This window comes from Nocardiopsis halophila DSM 44494, from assembly GCF_000341245.1.
GTDB lineage: Bacteria > Actinomycetota > Actinomycetes > Streptosporangiales > Streptosporangiaceae > Nocardiopsis_A > Nocardiopsis_A halophila.
Genome location: NZ_ANAD01000022.1, coordinates 1 through 13,779, shown reverse-complemented (window position 1 = coordinate 13,779; position 13,779 = coordinate 1). Strand labels below are relative to the sequence as shown.

Genomic DNA, 13,779 nt, shown 5'->3' with positions numbered 1-13,779 from the left:
TCCCATGGACGCGAACACCGGCCGGGCGCCGCTTCAGGGAGTGCACGACGTCGACTGGGTGCGGCTGGCGCCGCAGCGGGGGGACGAGATCCCCGGCCTGCTGCAGACCATCGCCGGGGGCGGTACGGACTCCATGGACGCGGTCACCGCGCTCTACGACATCCTGCGCCACCCCGGGCCCGGGTACCTCGCCGCCCCTGAGGCGGCGGGCTTCCTCGCCGACATCGCCTGCCACCCGGACACGGCCGCGCCGGGTGAGGCGCTGAGCCTGCTGTTCGAGCTCGTGGTTCCCGTGCCGCTGGCGGTCGTCCCCCGCTTCTGGGACACCGACCTGTGGCGCGACGAGGTCGCCTGGGCGGTGGCCGCCGCCCCTGAGGAGGCGCGCGAGCAGTACCGCCAGTGGAGCGCCGAGGCCCCCGACGAGCAGGCCTACCGGCGCATGTCCGCGCGTTTCGGGGTGCTGGGCCTGGAAGGCGGGGCCGGGCTGCTCAAGGCCGAGCTGGACACCCGCGCGGCGGTCGCCGAGCGGGCCGAGGCGCTCACCGGGCTCCTGGAGGGCCGGGAGAACCGCCGGGGGATGAACTCGACCGCCGAGTGGGCGGTGTCCATCCTGGCCTTCCTGCCCGAGGCAGCCGAGGGAACGGTCTCCCGGATCCGCACCCGCATGGTCGACCAGGCCCGGCGGGAGGCCCGCCAGTCCGGGACCGGGGTGCGCATGCAGGAGGAGTGGCGCCGCCCGCTGGCCGCGGAGCTGTTCGCCCTGGGGATGCTGGGCGACCCCTCCGACGCCACCGCCACCGTGGCCCTGGTGGAGGAGATGGAGGCCGGCAACCTCTACCGGGCGTTCGCCGCCGCGTGCGCGCTGGCCCTGATCCACGGCGAGCGGGCCCCGGTCCAGGCGCTGGACAAGCTCGGCGAGCTGGGCGGGACCCGGGTGGGCTTCACCGCACTCTTCGACGACGCCTGGCCGCACCCCGGCGTGGTCGAGCCGGTGGTGCTGGCCTATCTGGCGCTGGGCCGCTGCGGCGACGCCGCAGCGGAGCTGCGGGCGCGGATCCTGCCCGAGGCCCTGGCCAAGGCCGGGCCGTCCGTCGCGGCGGTCGTCGGCGACGCCCTGGAGTCGGTGCTGGGCCCGCGCAGCGGGCCGGCCGACGCCGCCGAGGCCATGGAGAAGGCGCTCACCGATGACGGGGGAGGCGAGCCCGACCGGCTGCTGCGGGTGCTGTGGTCCGTGGCCGAGCTGCCGGAGGCGGACTGGGAGGAGCAGGGCCTCGGGGACACGGTCCAGGCCTGGTCCCTGCCGGCTGACCGGGACGCCTTCCGCGACTACGTCGGCGTGGACGACGACGAGGAGGACGCCCCGGAGGCCCGGGACGGAGACGCCGCCCCTGAGGCCGCGTCCGGACAGGCCGCCGAGGAGCGCCCCAAGAGCCTGCTGGGCCGCCTCTTCGGGGGCTGACGGGCCGCCGCCTCAACGGGGCGCGGCCAGCGCCTCCTCCACGTCCGTCTCGGGCGGCCCCGGGAAGACCGGGTCGGGACGGAAGAGGGCCTGGGCGGCCGCCTTGTAGCCGGCCGGGAGCTCCCGAACGTAGCCGTAGGCCGTGTCGGAGGGCTTCCGGTCCCCGCTGGGGTCGCCCACGCCCACGGCGTCGATGCCGGCCGCCCGGCACAGCCCCAGCGCGCGCGGCAGGTGGAACTCCTGGGTCACCACGGTGGCCGCCTCGACCCCGAACACCCGGTGCGCCCGCGCGCACGAGTCCCAGGTGCTGAACCCGGCGTAGTCCGCGGCGACCTTGTCCCGCGGCACGCCTACGGCCGCCAGGTAGTCGGCCATCGCGTCGGTCTCGTTGTACTCCTCGCGACTGTTGTCGCCGCTCACCAGGACCGCGTCCACCTTCGACGAGTGGTACAGCTCGGCCGCGATGTCCAGGCGCCGCGACAGCATCGTCCGGGGCCTGCCGTCTTCGTCGAGCCCGGCCCCGAGCACCAGGGCGACCGGTCGTTCGGGGACCTCGTCGGCGGCGGCGCGCAGTCCGGAGGAGGACAGGTGGAACCACGTGAAGGGCAGGGGGAGCAGCACGGCGCAGAGGGCGGCGGCCGCGGCCGCCCAGGCCCGGCGCCGGTTTCCGAGGAGCGGGCCCGGCCCGCGGAATCGACCCATGCCCGGTGCGACGCCCGGGCCCGGGCGCGGGTTCCCCGCCCGGAGTAGGCTCGCGCCCCATGGACGAACTTCCGGCACGGCTGCGTGCGATCGCCGACCTCCAGACCCCTGAGATGCGCGAGGGGGCGGGGCGCCACGAGTACGACGGGACGACCGGCGACATGTCCGGGGAGGGGGTGCGTGCGGGCCTGGCCCGGCTCGGAGGAGAGGCGCTGGAGGACCCGCACGACGAGGCCCATGCCCGGGTGGCCGAGGAGGCGCTGCGCTGCCTCTACGGGGAGCTGGAGGTCCACCGCTCCAACCCCCTGGTCCACCTCGGCGAGCTCGACCTGGCCGGATACGACCGCGGGTACGCACCCGAGGAGGAGCGGCGCCGGGCGCGCCTGGACCAGCTCAAGGCCTGGCCGGACGCGGCGGACAGGGCCGTGGAGACCCTCGACCGGCTGAACGCCCCGATCGCCGAGGCGCTCCTGCCCGCTGCGCGCGGGCTCGCCGAGGGGGTCCCCGCCGACGCCCCCGAGGGGGTGCGCCGGCCCGCGCTCGACGCGCACGCCGCCCTCGTCGCCCACCTGGAGGAGGCCGCGCGGGACGGCGACCCCGACGCCACCCTGGGCGGGCCGGCGCTGGCCCGCCTCATGGGCGCGTGCGACGGGGTCGAGGTGGACCTGGGCCGCCTGGCCGAGCGCGCCGACGCCGAACGCGACCGCCTCATGGAGCGCCTGGCCGATTCCGTCTCCCGCATCGCCCCCGGCCGGCCCCCGCTGGAGACCGTGCGGGAGTTGGTGCGCGACCACCCCGGCCCTGAGGGCGTGCTGGAGGAGGCGCGCACCTGGACGCGGCTGGCGGTGGACTTCACCCGGGAGCGCGGCCTGGCCCCCCACCACGACGGCAGGGTGCGGGTCTCGGCGGCGCCGGAGTCGCGGCGCTGGTCGACGGCGATGATGGCCTGGCCGGGCCCGGCCGAGGACGACGGGGACTCGCACTACTACATCACCCCGCCCGACCCGGCGTGGCCGGAGCAGGACCGGGAGGAGTGGCTGGAGATGTTCAGCGCCACCACCCTGCCCGCGGTCTGCGTGCACGAGGTCGCCCCCGGCCACCACTCGCACGGCCGCGCCCTGCGGCGTGCGCCCGGACCGGTCCGCAGGAGTTTCTTCTCCACCGCGTTCATCGAGGGATGGGCGCACTACGCCGAGGAGCTGTGCGTGGAGGAGGGCTTCGGGCCCTATGCGCAGGAACGCATCGCCGAGGAGCGCGCGCTCGGGGATGCGGAGGGCCGGGAAAGGTTCACCGCGGCGCACTTCGAGACCGGTGTGTGGGTGGAGGCGCTCATCCGCGTCACCCGCCTGGCCGTGGCGATCGGTGTGCACACCGGGGAGATGACGGTCCAGGACGCGGCGCGCCGCTTCGCCTCCGACACGCCGCTGGCCGGCCCCGCCGCCCTCTCCGAGGCGCGGAGGGCGGTCTTCGACCCCACGTACGGCCGCTACACCTGGGGCAAGCTGGAGATCCAGGCGCTGCGCGAGCGCGCCCGCGAGCGGTGGGCGGAGGGCTTCACCCTGCAGCGCTTCCACGCTGCCCTGCTCGACCTGGGGGCGCCGCCCCTGGGGCTGATGGGGACCGCCCTCGAACGGGGCTGACCGCCTCGCTCAAGGGTCGGCTCAGGCGGAGGTGTCCGAGCCGGAAGACGTTGTGCCGGAGGGGCCGCCGGGGTTCCGGCGGCCCTTCTCGCCCACGCGCAGGCCCCGCACCGCGTCGTAGGTCGTCTCCAGGGCCGAGCGGCTGTCGGCGTAGCGCAGCTGGGCCAGGCCGACGAACAGGCAGTCCACGACGGTGAGCTGGGCGAGCCGACTGGCGGTCGCCCCGGAGCGGAAGGTGGTCTCCCGGGCGGCCGTGGTCAGCACGTGGTCGGCGTAGGAGCAGATGGGGCTGCGCGGGAAGTTGGTGACGGCCACCGTGGCCGCCCCGCGCCCGCGCGCCTCGGCCAGGGCGTTGACCGTCTCGATGGTGGCGCCGCTGTGCGAGACGCCGACCGCAACGTCGCCCGGGCGCAGCACCGCGGCGCTGGTCAGCATCACATGGCTGTCCGACCAGGCGAACGAGGCCAGGCCGATGCGGTGCAGCTTCTGCTGCAGGTCGGCGCCGACGAAGGCGCTGGCGCCCACCCCGTAGATGTCGATCCTGCGGGCCGCGTCCATGGCCGCCACGACCGCCTGCAGCACATCGGCGTCCAGCTGGGCCCCGGTCTCCTCCACCGCGCGCGCGTCGGTGTAGGCGATCTTCTGCACCACGGTGACCAGGGTGTCGTCGGGGTCGATGTCGCCCACCGGCGCGCGCCCGCTCATCCCTGCGCCGCGCGCCTGCCCCGCCTCGGAGGCCAGGGCCAGCCGCAGCTCGCGGTAGCCCGACAGGTCGATGGTCCGGCAGAAGCGGATCACGGTCGCCTCGGAGGTGGAGCAGTCCCGGGCCAGCTGGGTGATGGAGGAGGCGGCCACGCCCTCGGGGTCGTCGATGATGCGCCGGGCCACCCGCTGCTCGGCCGGTGGCAGGGAGGGCAGCAGCGCCCGCACCCGGAGCACGGTGCCGGGGGCCGGCGCGCCGTCGCGCGCGCCGCTGTCCGGGGGGTTCGCCGAGTTCGCCATCGCAGGAAGTCTCGTGCCGTCTCAGGTCGGAGTCAATCTCGGGGGCGGTGCGGCGCCGGCGCGGCGGGAGGCGGCGGGGAACCGCCGTGAACGAGGACGGGTGGCGGGACGGATTGCGCGCCGCGGTCGCCGCCCGGCACTGTAGAGGGCATAGACGGATCCCACAACGCCCGGAGCGGCGCGAGCGGTGGGAGGGGCGGGACCTCCGCAGAGGAACAGGTGGCACAGTACGAGTTCGGCGTCCTCGGACCGCTGAGCCTCACGGACGGGGACAGGCCCGTGGAGCTCCGCGGCACCAAGCGCCGCGCCCTTTTGGCGCTGCTGCTCCTGCGGTGCGGCAGGACCGTCCCGATCGCCGACATCGTCACCGCCCTCTGGGGGACCGGTGCCGCCCCGGACGCGCGCAAGGGCTCGCTGCAGGTGCACGTGGCCCGTCTGCGGGCGGCCCTGGGCGAGGAGTCCGGCGCGCGGATCCTGGTCACCGGCGTCGACGGCGGCTACCGGATGGAGCTGCCGGCCGACCGGCTGGACCTACTGCGCCTGCGGGCGCTGCGCGCGGGCGCCGACCGGGCCGAGCAGGTGGGGGACGCCCTGCGCGCCTATGAGCAGTTGCGCGACGCGCTGGCGCTGTGGCGGGGCCCGGTCCTGGAGGACGTGGTCAGCGCGGCCATTCATGAGGGCGACGCCCGGCACCTGGAGGACGAACTTCTTCAGGCCGCAGAGCACTGGGGCGCCCTGGGGCTGCGCCTGGGGAGGCACGGTGCGCTCCTGCAGGCCTTCAACCGGCTGGTTCCGCGCTTCCCCGAACGGGAGGAGCTGGTGCGCCAGCACATGGTGGCGCTGTACCGGTCGGGGCGGCAGGGGGACGCGCTCGCGGCCTTCGGCCGGGCGCGGCGCGCGCTGGTCGAGCGCTTCGGTCTGGACCCGGGGCACGGGCTGCAACGGACGTTCGAGGGGATCCTCAGGGGCGACCTCTCCGAGGCGGAGGCCGGCCCCGCAGTGCCGCGCCAGCGCACCGTGGGAACGGAGAACAGGGGCGGCACGGACGACACCGGGAACACCGGGGGCACCGGGGACACCACGGGAGCTGCCGGCACCCAGGCCAAGGCGCCGGCCGGAGCGTCCCGCCGCCAGGGCGCGCCTCTTCCGCGGCGGCCCCGGCCGGTTCCGGCGCAACTCCCCGCGCCGCACCCCGGTTTCGTCGGGCGCGAGGCCGAGCTGGGAAGGCTGGACCGTCTGCTCGGGCGGCGCGACGGCGCGGCCCGCGCGCTGATCAGCGGCCCGTACGGCGCCGGGTGCACCGCCCTGGCACTGCGATGGGCCGCCGGAGTGGAGGGGTTCCCCGACGGGAGGCTCTATGCCGATCTGAAAGGGGACGAGGACGCTCGCCCGGGGCCGGGCGAGGTCGCGGCGCGCTTCCTGCGCGCACTGGGCGTCCCCGAGCCCTACCCCGACGCGCCGGAGGAGCGCGCGGCGCTGCTGCGCTCGGCGCTGGCCGGACGGCGGGTCCTGATGCTGCTGGACAACGCCCGCAGCGCCGGTCAGGTGCGCCCCCTGCTGCCCGGCTCCCCGCCCGGGGTGGTGATCGTCACCAGCAGGTACTGGCTGGCGGACCTGATCATCCGGGACGGTGTGCAAGCGGTGGAGGTCGGAGCGCTCTCCGAGGAGGAGGCCGTGGCGCTGCTGGCCGCCCGTATCGGCGTGGAGCGTGCCGGGGCCGACCCCGAGGGGGTCCGGCGCCTGGTCGGCGCTGCCGGGCGCCTGCCGCTGCCGCTCAGCATGGCGGCGGCGTGGCTGTCCACCCACCCGGGCGCCGCCCCCGCGGAGCTGGCGGCCCGGGTGGAGGACCGCGATGAGGACGCCCCCGCGGTGCGGATGGCCGCCGCGCTCGGCGGCGATCCGCGATTCCTCATCGGCGGTCGCGAGTAGACGGGGGAGGGCCCGGCGGGGCGATCGTCCCCGTGCACCCCGCCGGGCTCGACGCCCTTCCCCATGGAGCGCCGCTTCCCCCGCGAGCCGTCCGTCCTCCGGCTCGCGGGAGCGGGACCCCTCCCCGTGTCCGGCCCGCTTTCCCCATCGGAGAGGGCGCGGCCGCGGGGAAGCGCCGGCCGTGTCCGCCCCGATGCTCTCCAATGTGCACGAGGCCGCTTTCAGCGCACTGGCGGTCCGCTTTCAGTCCGGCCTTCAGGGGCGTCAGCGCCCCGGAAGCGCACCGCTCGAACCGTTCAGGACCGTTCAGGAGCGCCGGGAATCGCCCGACGAGGTTCGGACGCGCCCGGAATGGCCGGAAGCGGCCGAGGGGCGTGCGCGGTGGGGCGATCTAGGGTGCCCTCATGGGACGCGATGGCGTGGGCGGTGTGGTGATCGGTACCGACGCGGGCGGAACGTCGACCCGGTGCGTGGTCGCCGACCTGGGCGGGAGGGTGGTCGCCCGGGGGCGCGCGGGCGGCGGCAACCAGTTCTCCAGCGCCGACCCCGCGGCAGCCTTCGAAGAGGCCCTCCGCCAGGCGGTCACCGGGGCGCGTGCGGTGCTGGGCGCTGGGGCCGACGAGGTGGCCGCCGCGGTCTTCGGCGTGGCGGGCGCGTCGGCGGCCGGCCACGCGCGCGCGGCGGAGACGGCGGGGCGGGCCTGGCGGGCCGTCGGCCTTCCGGGGCGGCCGCGCGTGACCGACGACATCGCGGTGGCGTTCGCCGCGGGGACCCACGAGCCCGAGGGGGCCGTCGTCATCGCCGGTACGGGGGCGGTGGCGGCCTACGTGGCCGACGGGAGCGTCCGGCGCCGGTGCGACGGGTACGGGTGGCTGCTGGGGGACGAAGGGTCGGCGGTGTGGATCGCCCTGGAGGGGCTGCGCGCGGCCCTCGCCGGGATCGACGGCAGGGGACGACCGACCGTCCTTTCCGACCGCATGGCCGCCGCTTTGGGCATCGTCCCGGGGGACCCCCAGGAGTTCATCCGGACCGTCTACGCGCGTCCCCCGGCCGAGCTGGGCGGCCTGGCGCCGGAGGTGACCGGGGCGGCGGCGGAGGGCGACGCCCGGTCGGTCCGGATCTGCGACGAGGCGGCCGCCCGGCTCCTCGCGGCCCTGGACACCGTCCTGGCCCCCGGCGCAGCGGCGCCGGTCGTCGTCTCCGGGGCGCTGATGGCGGGCGGACAGATCGCCGATCGTGTGCGGGCGGGGGTCCGCGAGCGGTTCGGAACCGGGCCCCTCACGGCGGCCGAGGGGGTGCTCGGCGCAGCCGGCCTGGCCCTTCGCGCCGCCGGTGCGCCCCCCGAAGCGCACGCCCGCCTCATTTCGGGCGGCGGATGACGGGAGAACCGGCCGAATTCACGTCCGCACAGGGCGCGCGCGGGCCCCGGGAGTCGCTAGTGTCGTCCGCATGTCCCAGAAGAACGAAGAGAACGTCGATCCCGCGGGCTCGACCGTCATGTTCCAGAAGTTCGTTTCCGACAACAACGAACCGCAGGCCGCACCGCGTCGGCCCGTCACCCCCTACGTCCTGGCGGGCGTGGGGGCGGTCGTCGCGATCGCCATCATCGTCGGCGTGGTGGTGGCGTGGAGCTGACCGCCGCGGACGGACCGCACGAGGCGCAGTGAGCCCCACCTCCGCACCGCGCGGGGTGGGGACGCCGAACCGCCCGGAACAACCGGTTCGCGCCCGGTCCGGGAGGCTGCTAACCTTAACGACGTCGGACGGAGCCGACCAGGCGGAATCCGGCACGCGCCATTAGCTCAATTGGCAGAGCAACTGACTCTTAATCAGTGGGTTCCAGGTTCGAGTCCTGGATGGCGCACAGAAGAACCCCAGGTCAGACCGGCTTTCACCCCGGTCCGAGCCTGGGGTTTCGTCGTGTGGGGGCTCCCGGCCCGGGCACGTCGCCCGCCCGGGGGCGGCAGCGAAGTGTCCTGCAGGTGTCGGCCGTCCGTCTCCTCTCCGCCGGTCAGATCCGGTTCGGCGTCGGCAGAGTCGAAATCGGCTTGACCACTCGGAGCTATGGCCGTCGGAGCCCCCGCCCCGGTGCGCGCCCCTCCTTGCCGTTGATCTCGGGAAACTCGGGGTAATTCCGGCGAGTATTACCCCGACTTTCCCGAGATCAACGGGGGTGCCGATCGATCGGCCGCGAAGCGCCGGAACCCTGGGATTGCCTAAGAGCTCCAGCGCGGTACGGGTGGCGCTGTCGGCTGAGAAGCAACGGGGGACAGCGGTAAGCGGCAGTCGGGCCCGGTAGGAGAAATCCCCAGTCTGGAGTCCCGTTGAAGCAGGGCAGGGGCCTCGGTGTACGAGGTGGCGCGCAACCGTCGCGTTCCCCGCTCCGCTCCTGCGCTGAGAACGCCGGTCGGCCGCCGGGCGGACCGGGGAAGGGGAGGTTGAGGCCCGGTGTTCGGACCGCAGGGAACGCCCCCTGCCAGACCGACCGGCGGGCGGTCCGGAAAGGGGCGTCGCCGCGCGGCGCGGGCCGCGCCCCCGTGGCGATGACCGCGCCGTCGTCGATGGCCGCTGTACGGGCTGTACGGGAAGCAAGGGGCGGCGGCCGCTCTTCGCCGTTGCCGGCGCGAGCGGCCGCCGGACCTCTCTCCGCCCTCCCCAGCCGGCGCCCGAGGCGCCGGCTGCCGTCCTGGTCGGGCGGGGAACGCACCCTCGCCGCCTCGCGTGCGGTGGTGCCGCTTGATCCACGGCCCATCCTTCCCTCCGGCGGCTGTGGTCCGGTTGGACTACGGTTGGATCTCCCGCGCCACCCTGGACGCGGGAGCCGACGGCGGGCGCGGGGCCCGCCGGGGAAGGGAGCGCATGCGGTTCTCCATCCTGGGACCGCTTCAGGTCCGCGACGGCGACGGGCGTGAGGTGCGCCTGTCGCCCAAGCTCGCCGGGGTCGCCTCGGCGCTGCTGTGCGCCCGGGGAGCGCCGGTGGCCGACGAACGGCTCATCGACATCCTGTGGGAGGACGACCCGCCGCGCTCCGCCCAGAAGAGCCTCCAGGTCTACGTGCACCACCTCCGGCAGGCGCTGGGCGGGACGGCCTCGGTCGCGCGCGGGCCCGGCGGCTACAGCATCGAGCGCTCGGAGGGCGACACCGACGCCGAGCGCTTCGACGGCCTGGTCGGCCAGGGGCGCCGCGCGCGCGAGCAGGGCGACCCCGCACGGGCCGCCGCCCTCCTCCGCGAGGCGCTGGGCCTGTGGAAGGGCCCCGCCTTCTCCGGCCTCGACTCCCTGCCCGTGGTGCGCGACGAGGCCGCGCGCCTCAACGAGCTGCGCTGGACCTGCACCGAGGAGCTGATGGACGCCGAGCTCGACCGGGGCCGCCACGCCGAGGTCGTCGCCGAGCTCACCGCCCTGGTCAACGAGCACCCGTTCCGCGAGCGCCTGCGCGCCCGGCTCATGCTGGCGCTGCACCGGTCGGGGCGGTCGGCCGATGCGCTGGAGGTCTACCGCACCGGGCGCGGGCTGCTGGTCGAGGAACTGGGCACCGAGCCCGGCCGCGAGCTGCGCGACCTGGAGCAGGCCGTGCTGCGCGACGACCCGGCGCTGGCCGCCCCGGAGGCCGAGGGGGCGCCGCGGCCCGGCACTTCCGCCACGCCCGTCGCCTCCGTCCCGCTTCCGGTGCCCGCGCAGCTCCCGGCCGACCTGCCCGACTTCACCGGCCGCGAGCGCGCGCTGGAGCGGATCCACGCCCACCTGGCCGGGGGCGGCCCGGTCCCGGTGGTCGCGGTCTCCGGGATGGGCGGCGTCGGAAAGACGGCCCTGGCCCTGCACGCCGCGCACGCGCTCGCCGACGAGCACCCCGACGGGCGGCTCTACGTGGACCTGCGCGGTGCCGAGGCCGAGCCGCTGGCCCCGGCGCAGGCCCTCTCCTTCCTGCTGCACGCCCTGGGCGTCGACGGGGCGGGCGTGCCCGACTCCCTCGACGCGCGGTCCGCCCTGTTCCGCAGCATGGTGGCGGGGCGCAGGGTGCTGCTGGTGCTCGACGGGGCCGCGAGCGAGGCCCAGGTGCGGCCGCTCCTGCCGGGCGCCCCCGGGGCGACCGTCCTCGTCACCGGCCGGCCCCGGCTGACCGGCCTGGAGGGCGCGCTCCTGGTGGACCTGGAGGTGTTCACCCCCGAGCACGCGGTCGAGCTGCTGGGCAGGATCGCCGGGAAGGAGCGGGTCGAGCGCGAGCCCGCCGCCGCCGAGCGGATCGTGCGGCTGTGCGGCCACGCACCGCTCGCGGTGCGCATCGCCGGGGCACGGCTGGCCGGGCGCCCCCAGTGGCGGCTGGCGCGCATGGTGCGCCTGCTGGAGGACGAGCGCCGCCGCCTCGACGAGCTCGCCTCGGGGGACAGGGCCGTGCGGGCGAGCTTCGCGCTGAGCCACCGCGCGCTGGGGGAGGGGGCCAAGCGCGCCTTCCGGCTGCTGGGGGCCCTGGAGGTCCCGGACTTCCCCGAATGGGCGGTGGCCGCGCTGATGGACGTGTCCACCGACCAGGCGCAGGAGTACATCGAACAGCTCGTCGACGCCCGGCTGCTCACCATCACCGAGACCCCCTGCGGCGGCCTGCGCTACCGGATGCACGACCTGATCCGGTTGTACGCGCGCGAGCTGGGCGAGTCCGACGAGCCCGAAGAGGAGCGGAGGGCGGCGCTCAGGCGGGCCTTCGGCGGGTGGCTGTGGTTGGCCGAGCAGGCCACCGAGTACATCCCGGGGCCCTGTTACGCCACCCTGCACGGGCAGGCGGTCCGGTGGCCGCTCCCGGCGGCGGAGGCCTCCGAGGCGCTGGCCGAGCCCATGCTGTGGTTCGACGCCGAGTGGCAGTCCATGGCGGCGGCGGTGCAGCAGGCCGGGGCGCTGGGCATGCACGAGGCCGCCTGGGACCTGGCGGGGTGCCTGGAGAAGTACTTCGACGTCCGGGGGCGGTTCGACGACTGGCGGCGCACCCACGAGAGCGCGATCGCGGCCTGCCGGGCGGCCGGCGACCGGCTCGGCGAGGCCGTGCTGCGGCGCGGGCTGGCCGACCTGACGACGTGGGCGACACCGCAGGGGCCCGGCGAGGCGATGTCGGGGATGCGGTCCGAGGCCCAGAGCGTGCTGGAGATGTTCACCGAGCTGGGCGAGCCGCGCGGGGTCGCCGACGCCCGGGTGATGGCCACCTGGGGGCTGGTCTCGCGGGGCGAGGCGCGCGCGGCGCACGAATCGGCGCGGGAGGCGCTGCGGATCGCCGAGGAGGCCGACTACCTCGGCGGCCGGGCGCGCGCCTACCACGTGATGGCCGTCGCGGCCCACGAAGAGGGGCGCCTGGAGGACGCGGTCGCGCACCTGGAGAGGGCGCTGGAGCTGGCCCGGCTGCTGGGGAACTCGCGGTTCGAGGCGACGGCGATGCAGTTCCTCGGGGCGGCCCAGGCGCTGTCCGGCCGGGTGGAGACCGGCCGCTACCACCTGGTGCGCGCGCTGGACATGGCGCGGGCGATGGGGGACCGGTACGCCGAGGTGTTCTCCCTGATGTACCTGGCGCGGCTGTACACCGCCCTCGAGGACCCCGAGGCGCTGCCGACGGCGGAGACGGCGGTCGCGCTGAGCAGGCGCCACGGGATGAACCACCACCTCGCGGACTCCCTCTCGGTGGCGGGCGAGGCCCATCTGGTGGCGGGCTGCACGGCCGAGGCGGTCGCCGCGCTGGAGGAGTCGGTGCGCCTGTGGCGGACGCGGGGGTGGTCCTCGTTCCTGGCGGGCGCGCTGGAGGCCCTGGCCCGCGCCTACGAGGCCGACGGCCGCCCGGCCGCCGCGGACCGGACCCGCACCGAGGCCCAGGCCCTCCAAAGCCCGGCCCAGGACGCCCTGTGAGCGGAACGCGTGGCGACCAGGACGCACTGTGACCGGCGGCGGCGACCCCACGGGCACTGTGACCCAGTAGGCAGCGGGGATGGTCCGGCCACCCCGGAGAGTCCGGTAAAGTTGAACCCGTCGCCGACAGGAAGCCCCAGGGCAGCCGGACGCGGCGGGCGCCATTAGCTCAATCGGCAGAGCAACTGACTCTTAATCAGTGGGTTTGGGGTTCGAGTCCCTGATGGCGCACAGCAGAGACCCCAGGTCAGAACCGCATTAACGCGGGTTCGGGCCTGGGGTTTCGTCGTGTTGTGGGCTCCCGGCGCGCTCCGATGCCGCCCCCTGCTCAAACGAGTTCGGCTCTGGGCGCAGGTCCAAGGGGGCGGGTGGTGCAGGAACGGGGAACACCGGTCACGCTGGCTCGGGCGCGCATCCCCTGTTGCAGCGGCGTTCCAGCAGGACCGTGTCGCGCCAGCGCCCGTCCAGGCGGGCGATGCGTTCGCGGATGCCGACGGTGCGGAACCCGGCCGAGTGGTGCAGGGCCAGGCTCGCCTTGTTCTCCGGGAAGACCGACGTCTGCAGGGTCCACAGCCCTTCGTCGGTGTCGGCCCCGGTGACCTGGCGGTGGATGAGCGCCTTGCCCACGCCCTGCCCGCGGGCGTCCTCGGCCACGTAGACCGACGTCTCGGCCACGCCCGAGTAGGCGGCCCGCGGTGAGGCCGGCGCGGCGGCGGCCCAGCCGGCCACCCGGCCGTCCCGCTCGGCGACCCAGCGGTGGCCGTCGAGCCACTTCGTTCCCAATTCCTCGGCGGAGGGCACCTCGGTCTCGAAGGTCGCGTCGCCGGTGGCGATGCCCTCGGCGTAGATCCGCCGGACGTCCTCGGTGTCCTCCGGCTCCATGGCGCGCACCGATACGTCGGCGGGCAGGTCGGTGGGGCAGCAGGGGCGCGAGGCGAGCAGTCCCATGACCGCGTCGGCCGCGTGCGGCAGGCCGGTGCAGCAGGCGGGGTTGATGTGCACCCGGGTGGAGGTGCCCTCCTTGGCCAGGACGACGAACCCGACCTCGGCGAGCTTGCGCAGGTGGTGCGAGACGGTGGGCTGCCCGATGCCCAGGGCCGCCGCGAGTTCGCCGACCCCGGCCGCGCCCGGCCAGGCCGCCACGGTGTGCAGGAGGCGCACCCG

Annotated in this window: 9 protein-coding genes and 2 tRNA genes; 8 read left to right on the top strand and 3 right to left on the bottom strand. The window is 75.6% G+C overall.

Going from position 1 to position 13,779, the window contains the following annotated elements; all coding sequences use genetic code 11:
* Positions 1 to 4: 4 nt before the first annotated feature.
* Positions 5 to 1,459, top strand: coding sequence for a hypothetical protein (locus D450_RS0102575; protein ID WP_017537117.1), 1,455 nt, complete (start codon positions 5 to 7; stop codon positions 1,457 to 1,459).
* A gap of 12 nt (positions 1,460 to 1,471) precedes the next feature.
* Here D450_RS0102575 and D450_RS0102570 read toward each other — a convergent pair whose 3' ends face one another.
* On the bottom strand, positions 1,472 to 2,161 hold the full coding sequence (locus D450_RS0102570) for a SanA/YdcF family protein (RefSeq protein WP_017537116.1): 690 nt from the start codon (positions 2,159 to 2,161) through the stop codon (positions 1,472 to 1,474).
* Positions 2,162 to 2,220: 59 nt separating this feature from the next.
* On the opposite strand from D450_RS0102570, the gene D450_RS0102565 reads away from it, so the two are divergent.
* On the top strand, positions 2,221 to 3,801 hold the full coding sequence (locus D450_RS0102565) for a DUF885 family protein (RefSeq protein WP_017537115.1): 1,581 nt from the start codon (positions 2,221 to 2,223) through the stop codon (positions 3,799 to 3,801).
* Between the two features lie 21 nt (positions 3,802 to 3,822).
* Here D450_RS0102565 and D450_RS0102560 read toward each other — a convergent pair whose 3' ends face one another.
* Positions 3,823 to 4,803 carry a MurR/RpiR family transcriptional regulator gene (locus D450_RS0102560; protein ID WP_017537114.1) on the bottom strand — a complete coding sequence of 327 codons (981 nt, stop codon included), beginning with the start codon at positions 4,801 to 4,803 and terminating at the stop codon, positions 3,823 to 3,825.
* A gap of 219 nt (positions 4,804 to 5,022) precedes the next feature.
* Between D450_RS0102560 and D450_RS0102555 the strand changes: the two genes are divergently transcribed.
* The 6 genes from D450_RS0102555 (at position 5,023) to D450_RS0102530 (ending at position 12,846) form a co-directional block, all read left to right on the top strand.
* Positions 5,023 to 6,732 (top strand): AfsR/SARP family transcriptional regulator, encoded by a 1,710-nt coding sequence (locus D450_RS0102555; protein ID WP_017537113.1) that lies wholly within the window; start codon positions 5,023 to 5,025, stop codon positions 6,730 to 6,732.
* Between the two features lie 404 nt (positions 6,733 to 7,136).
* Positions 7,137 to 8,111: an N-acetylglucosamine kinase gene (locus tag D450_RS0102550; RefSeq protein WP_241483029.1), complete on the top strand. Its 975-nt coding sequence runs from the start codon at positions 7,137 to 7,139 to the stop codon at positions 8,109 to 8,111.
* Positions 8,112 to 8,181: 70 nt separating this feature from the next.
* On the top strand, positions 8,182 to 8,367 hold the full coding sequence (locus D450_RS0102545; RefSeq protein ID WP_017537111.1) for a hypothetical protein: 186 nt from the start codon (positions 8,182 to 8,184) through the stop codon (positions 8,365 to 8,367).
* Between the two features lie 156 nt (positions 8,368 to 8,523).
* Positions 8,524 to 8,596, top strand: a tRNA-Lys gene (locus tag D450_RS0102540).
* Positions 8,597 to 9,591: 995 nt separating this feature from the next.
* Positions 9,592 to 12,615: an AfsR/SARP family transcriptional regulator gene (locus tag D450_RS0102535; RefSeq protein WP_017537110.1), complete on the top strand. Its 3,024-nt coding sequence runs from the start codon at positions 9,592 to 9,594 to the stop codon at positions 12,613 to 12,615.
* A gap of 158 nt (positions 12,616 to 12,773) precedes the next feature.
* Positions 12,774 to 12,846, top strand: a tRNA-Lys gene (locus tag D450_RS0102530).
* A 162-nt stretch (positions 12,847 to 13,008) separates the two neighbouring features.
* Here D450_RS0102530 and D450_RS0102525 read toward each other — a convergent pair.
* Positions 13,009 to 13,779, bottom strand: a 771-nt coding sequence (locus tag D450_RS0102525) for a helix-turn-helix domain-containing GNAT family N-acetyltransferase (protein ID WP_017537109.1), incomplete at its 5' end; no start/stop codon positions are given.

Excerpts from the sequence above, each read along its gene's own strand:
- D450_RS0102575 (WP_017537117.1), top strand. The coding sequence starts at position 5 with ATGGACGCGAACACCGGCCGGGCGCCGCTTCAGGGAGTGCACGACGTC.
- D450_RS0102570 (WP_017537116.1), bottom strand. The coding sequence starts at position 2,161 with ATGGGTCGATTCCGCGGGCCGGGCCCGCTCCTCGGAAACCGGCGCCGG.
- D450_RS0102565 (WP_017537115.1), top strand. The coding sequence starts at position 2,221 with ATGGACGAACTTCCGGCACGGCTGCGTGCGATCGCCGACCTCCAGACC.
- D450_RS0102560 (WP_017537114.1), bottom strand. The coding sequence starts at position 4,803 with ATGGCGAACTCGGCGAACCCCCCGGACAGCGGCGCGCGCGACGGCGCG.
- D450_RS0102550 (WP_241483029.1), top strand. The coding sequence starts at position 7,137 with ATGGGACGCGATGGCGTGGGCGGTGTGGTGATCGGTACCGACGCGGGC.
- D450_RS0102545 (WP_017537111.1), top strand. The coding sequence starts at position 8,182 with ATGTCCCAGAAGAACGAAGAGAACGTCGATCCCGCGGGCTCGACCGTC.
- D450_RS0102535 (WP_017537110.1), top strand. The coding sequence starts at position 9,592 with ATGCGGTTCTCCATCCTGGGACCGCTTCAGGTCCGCGACGGCGACGGG.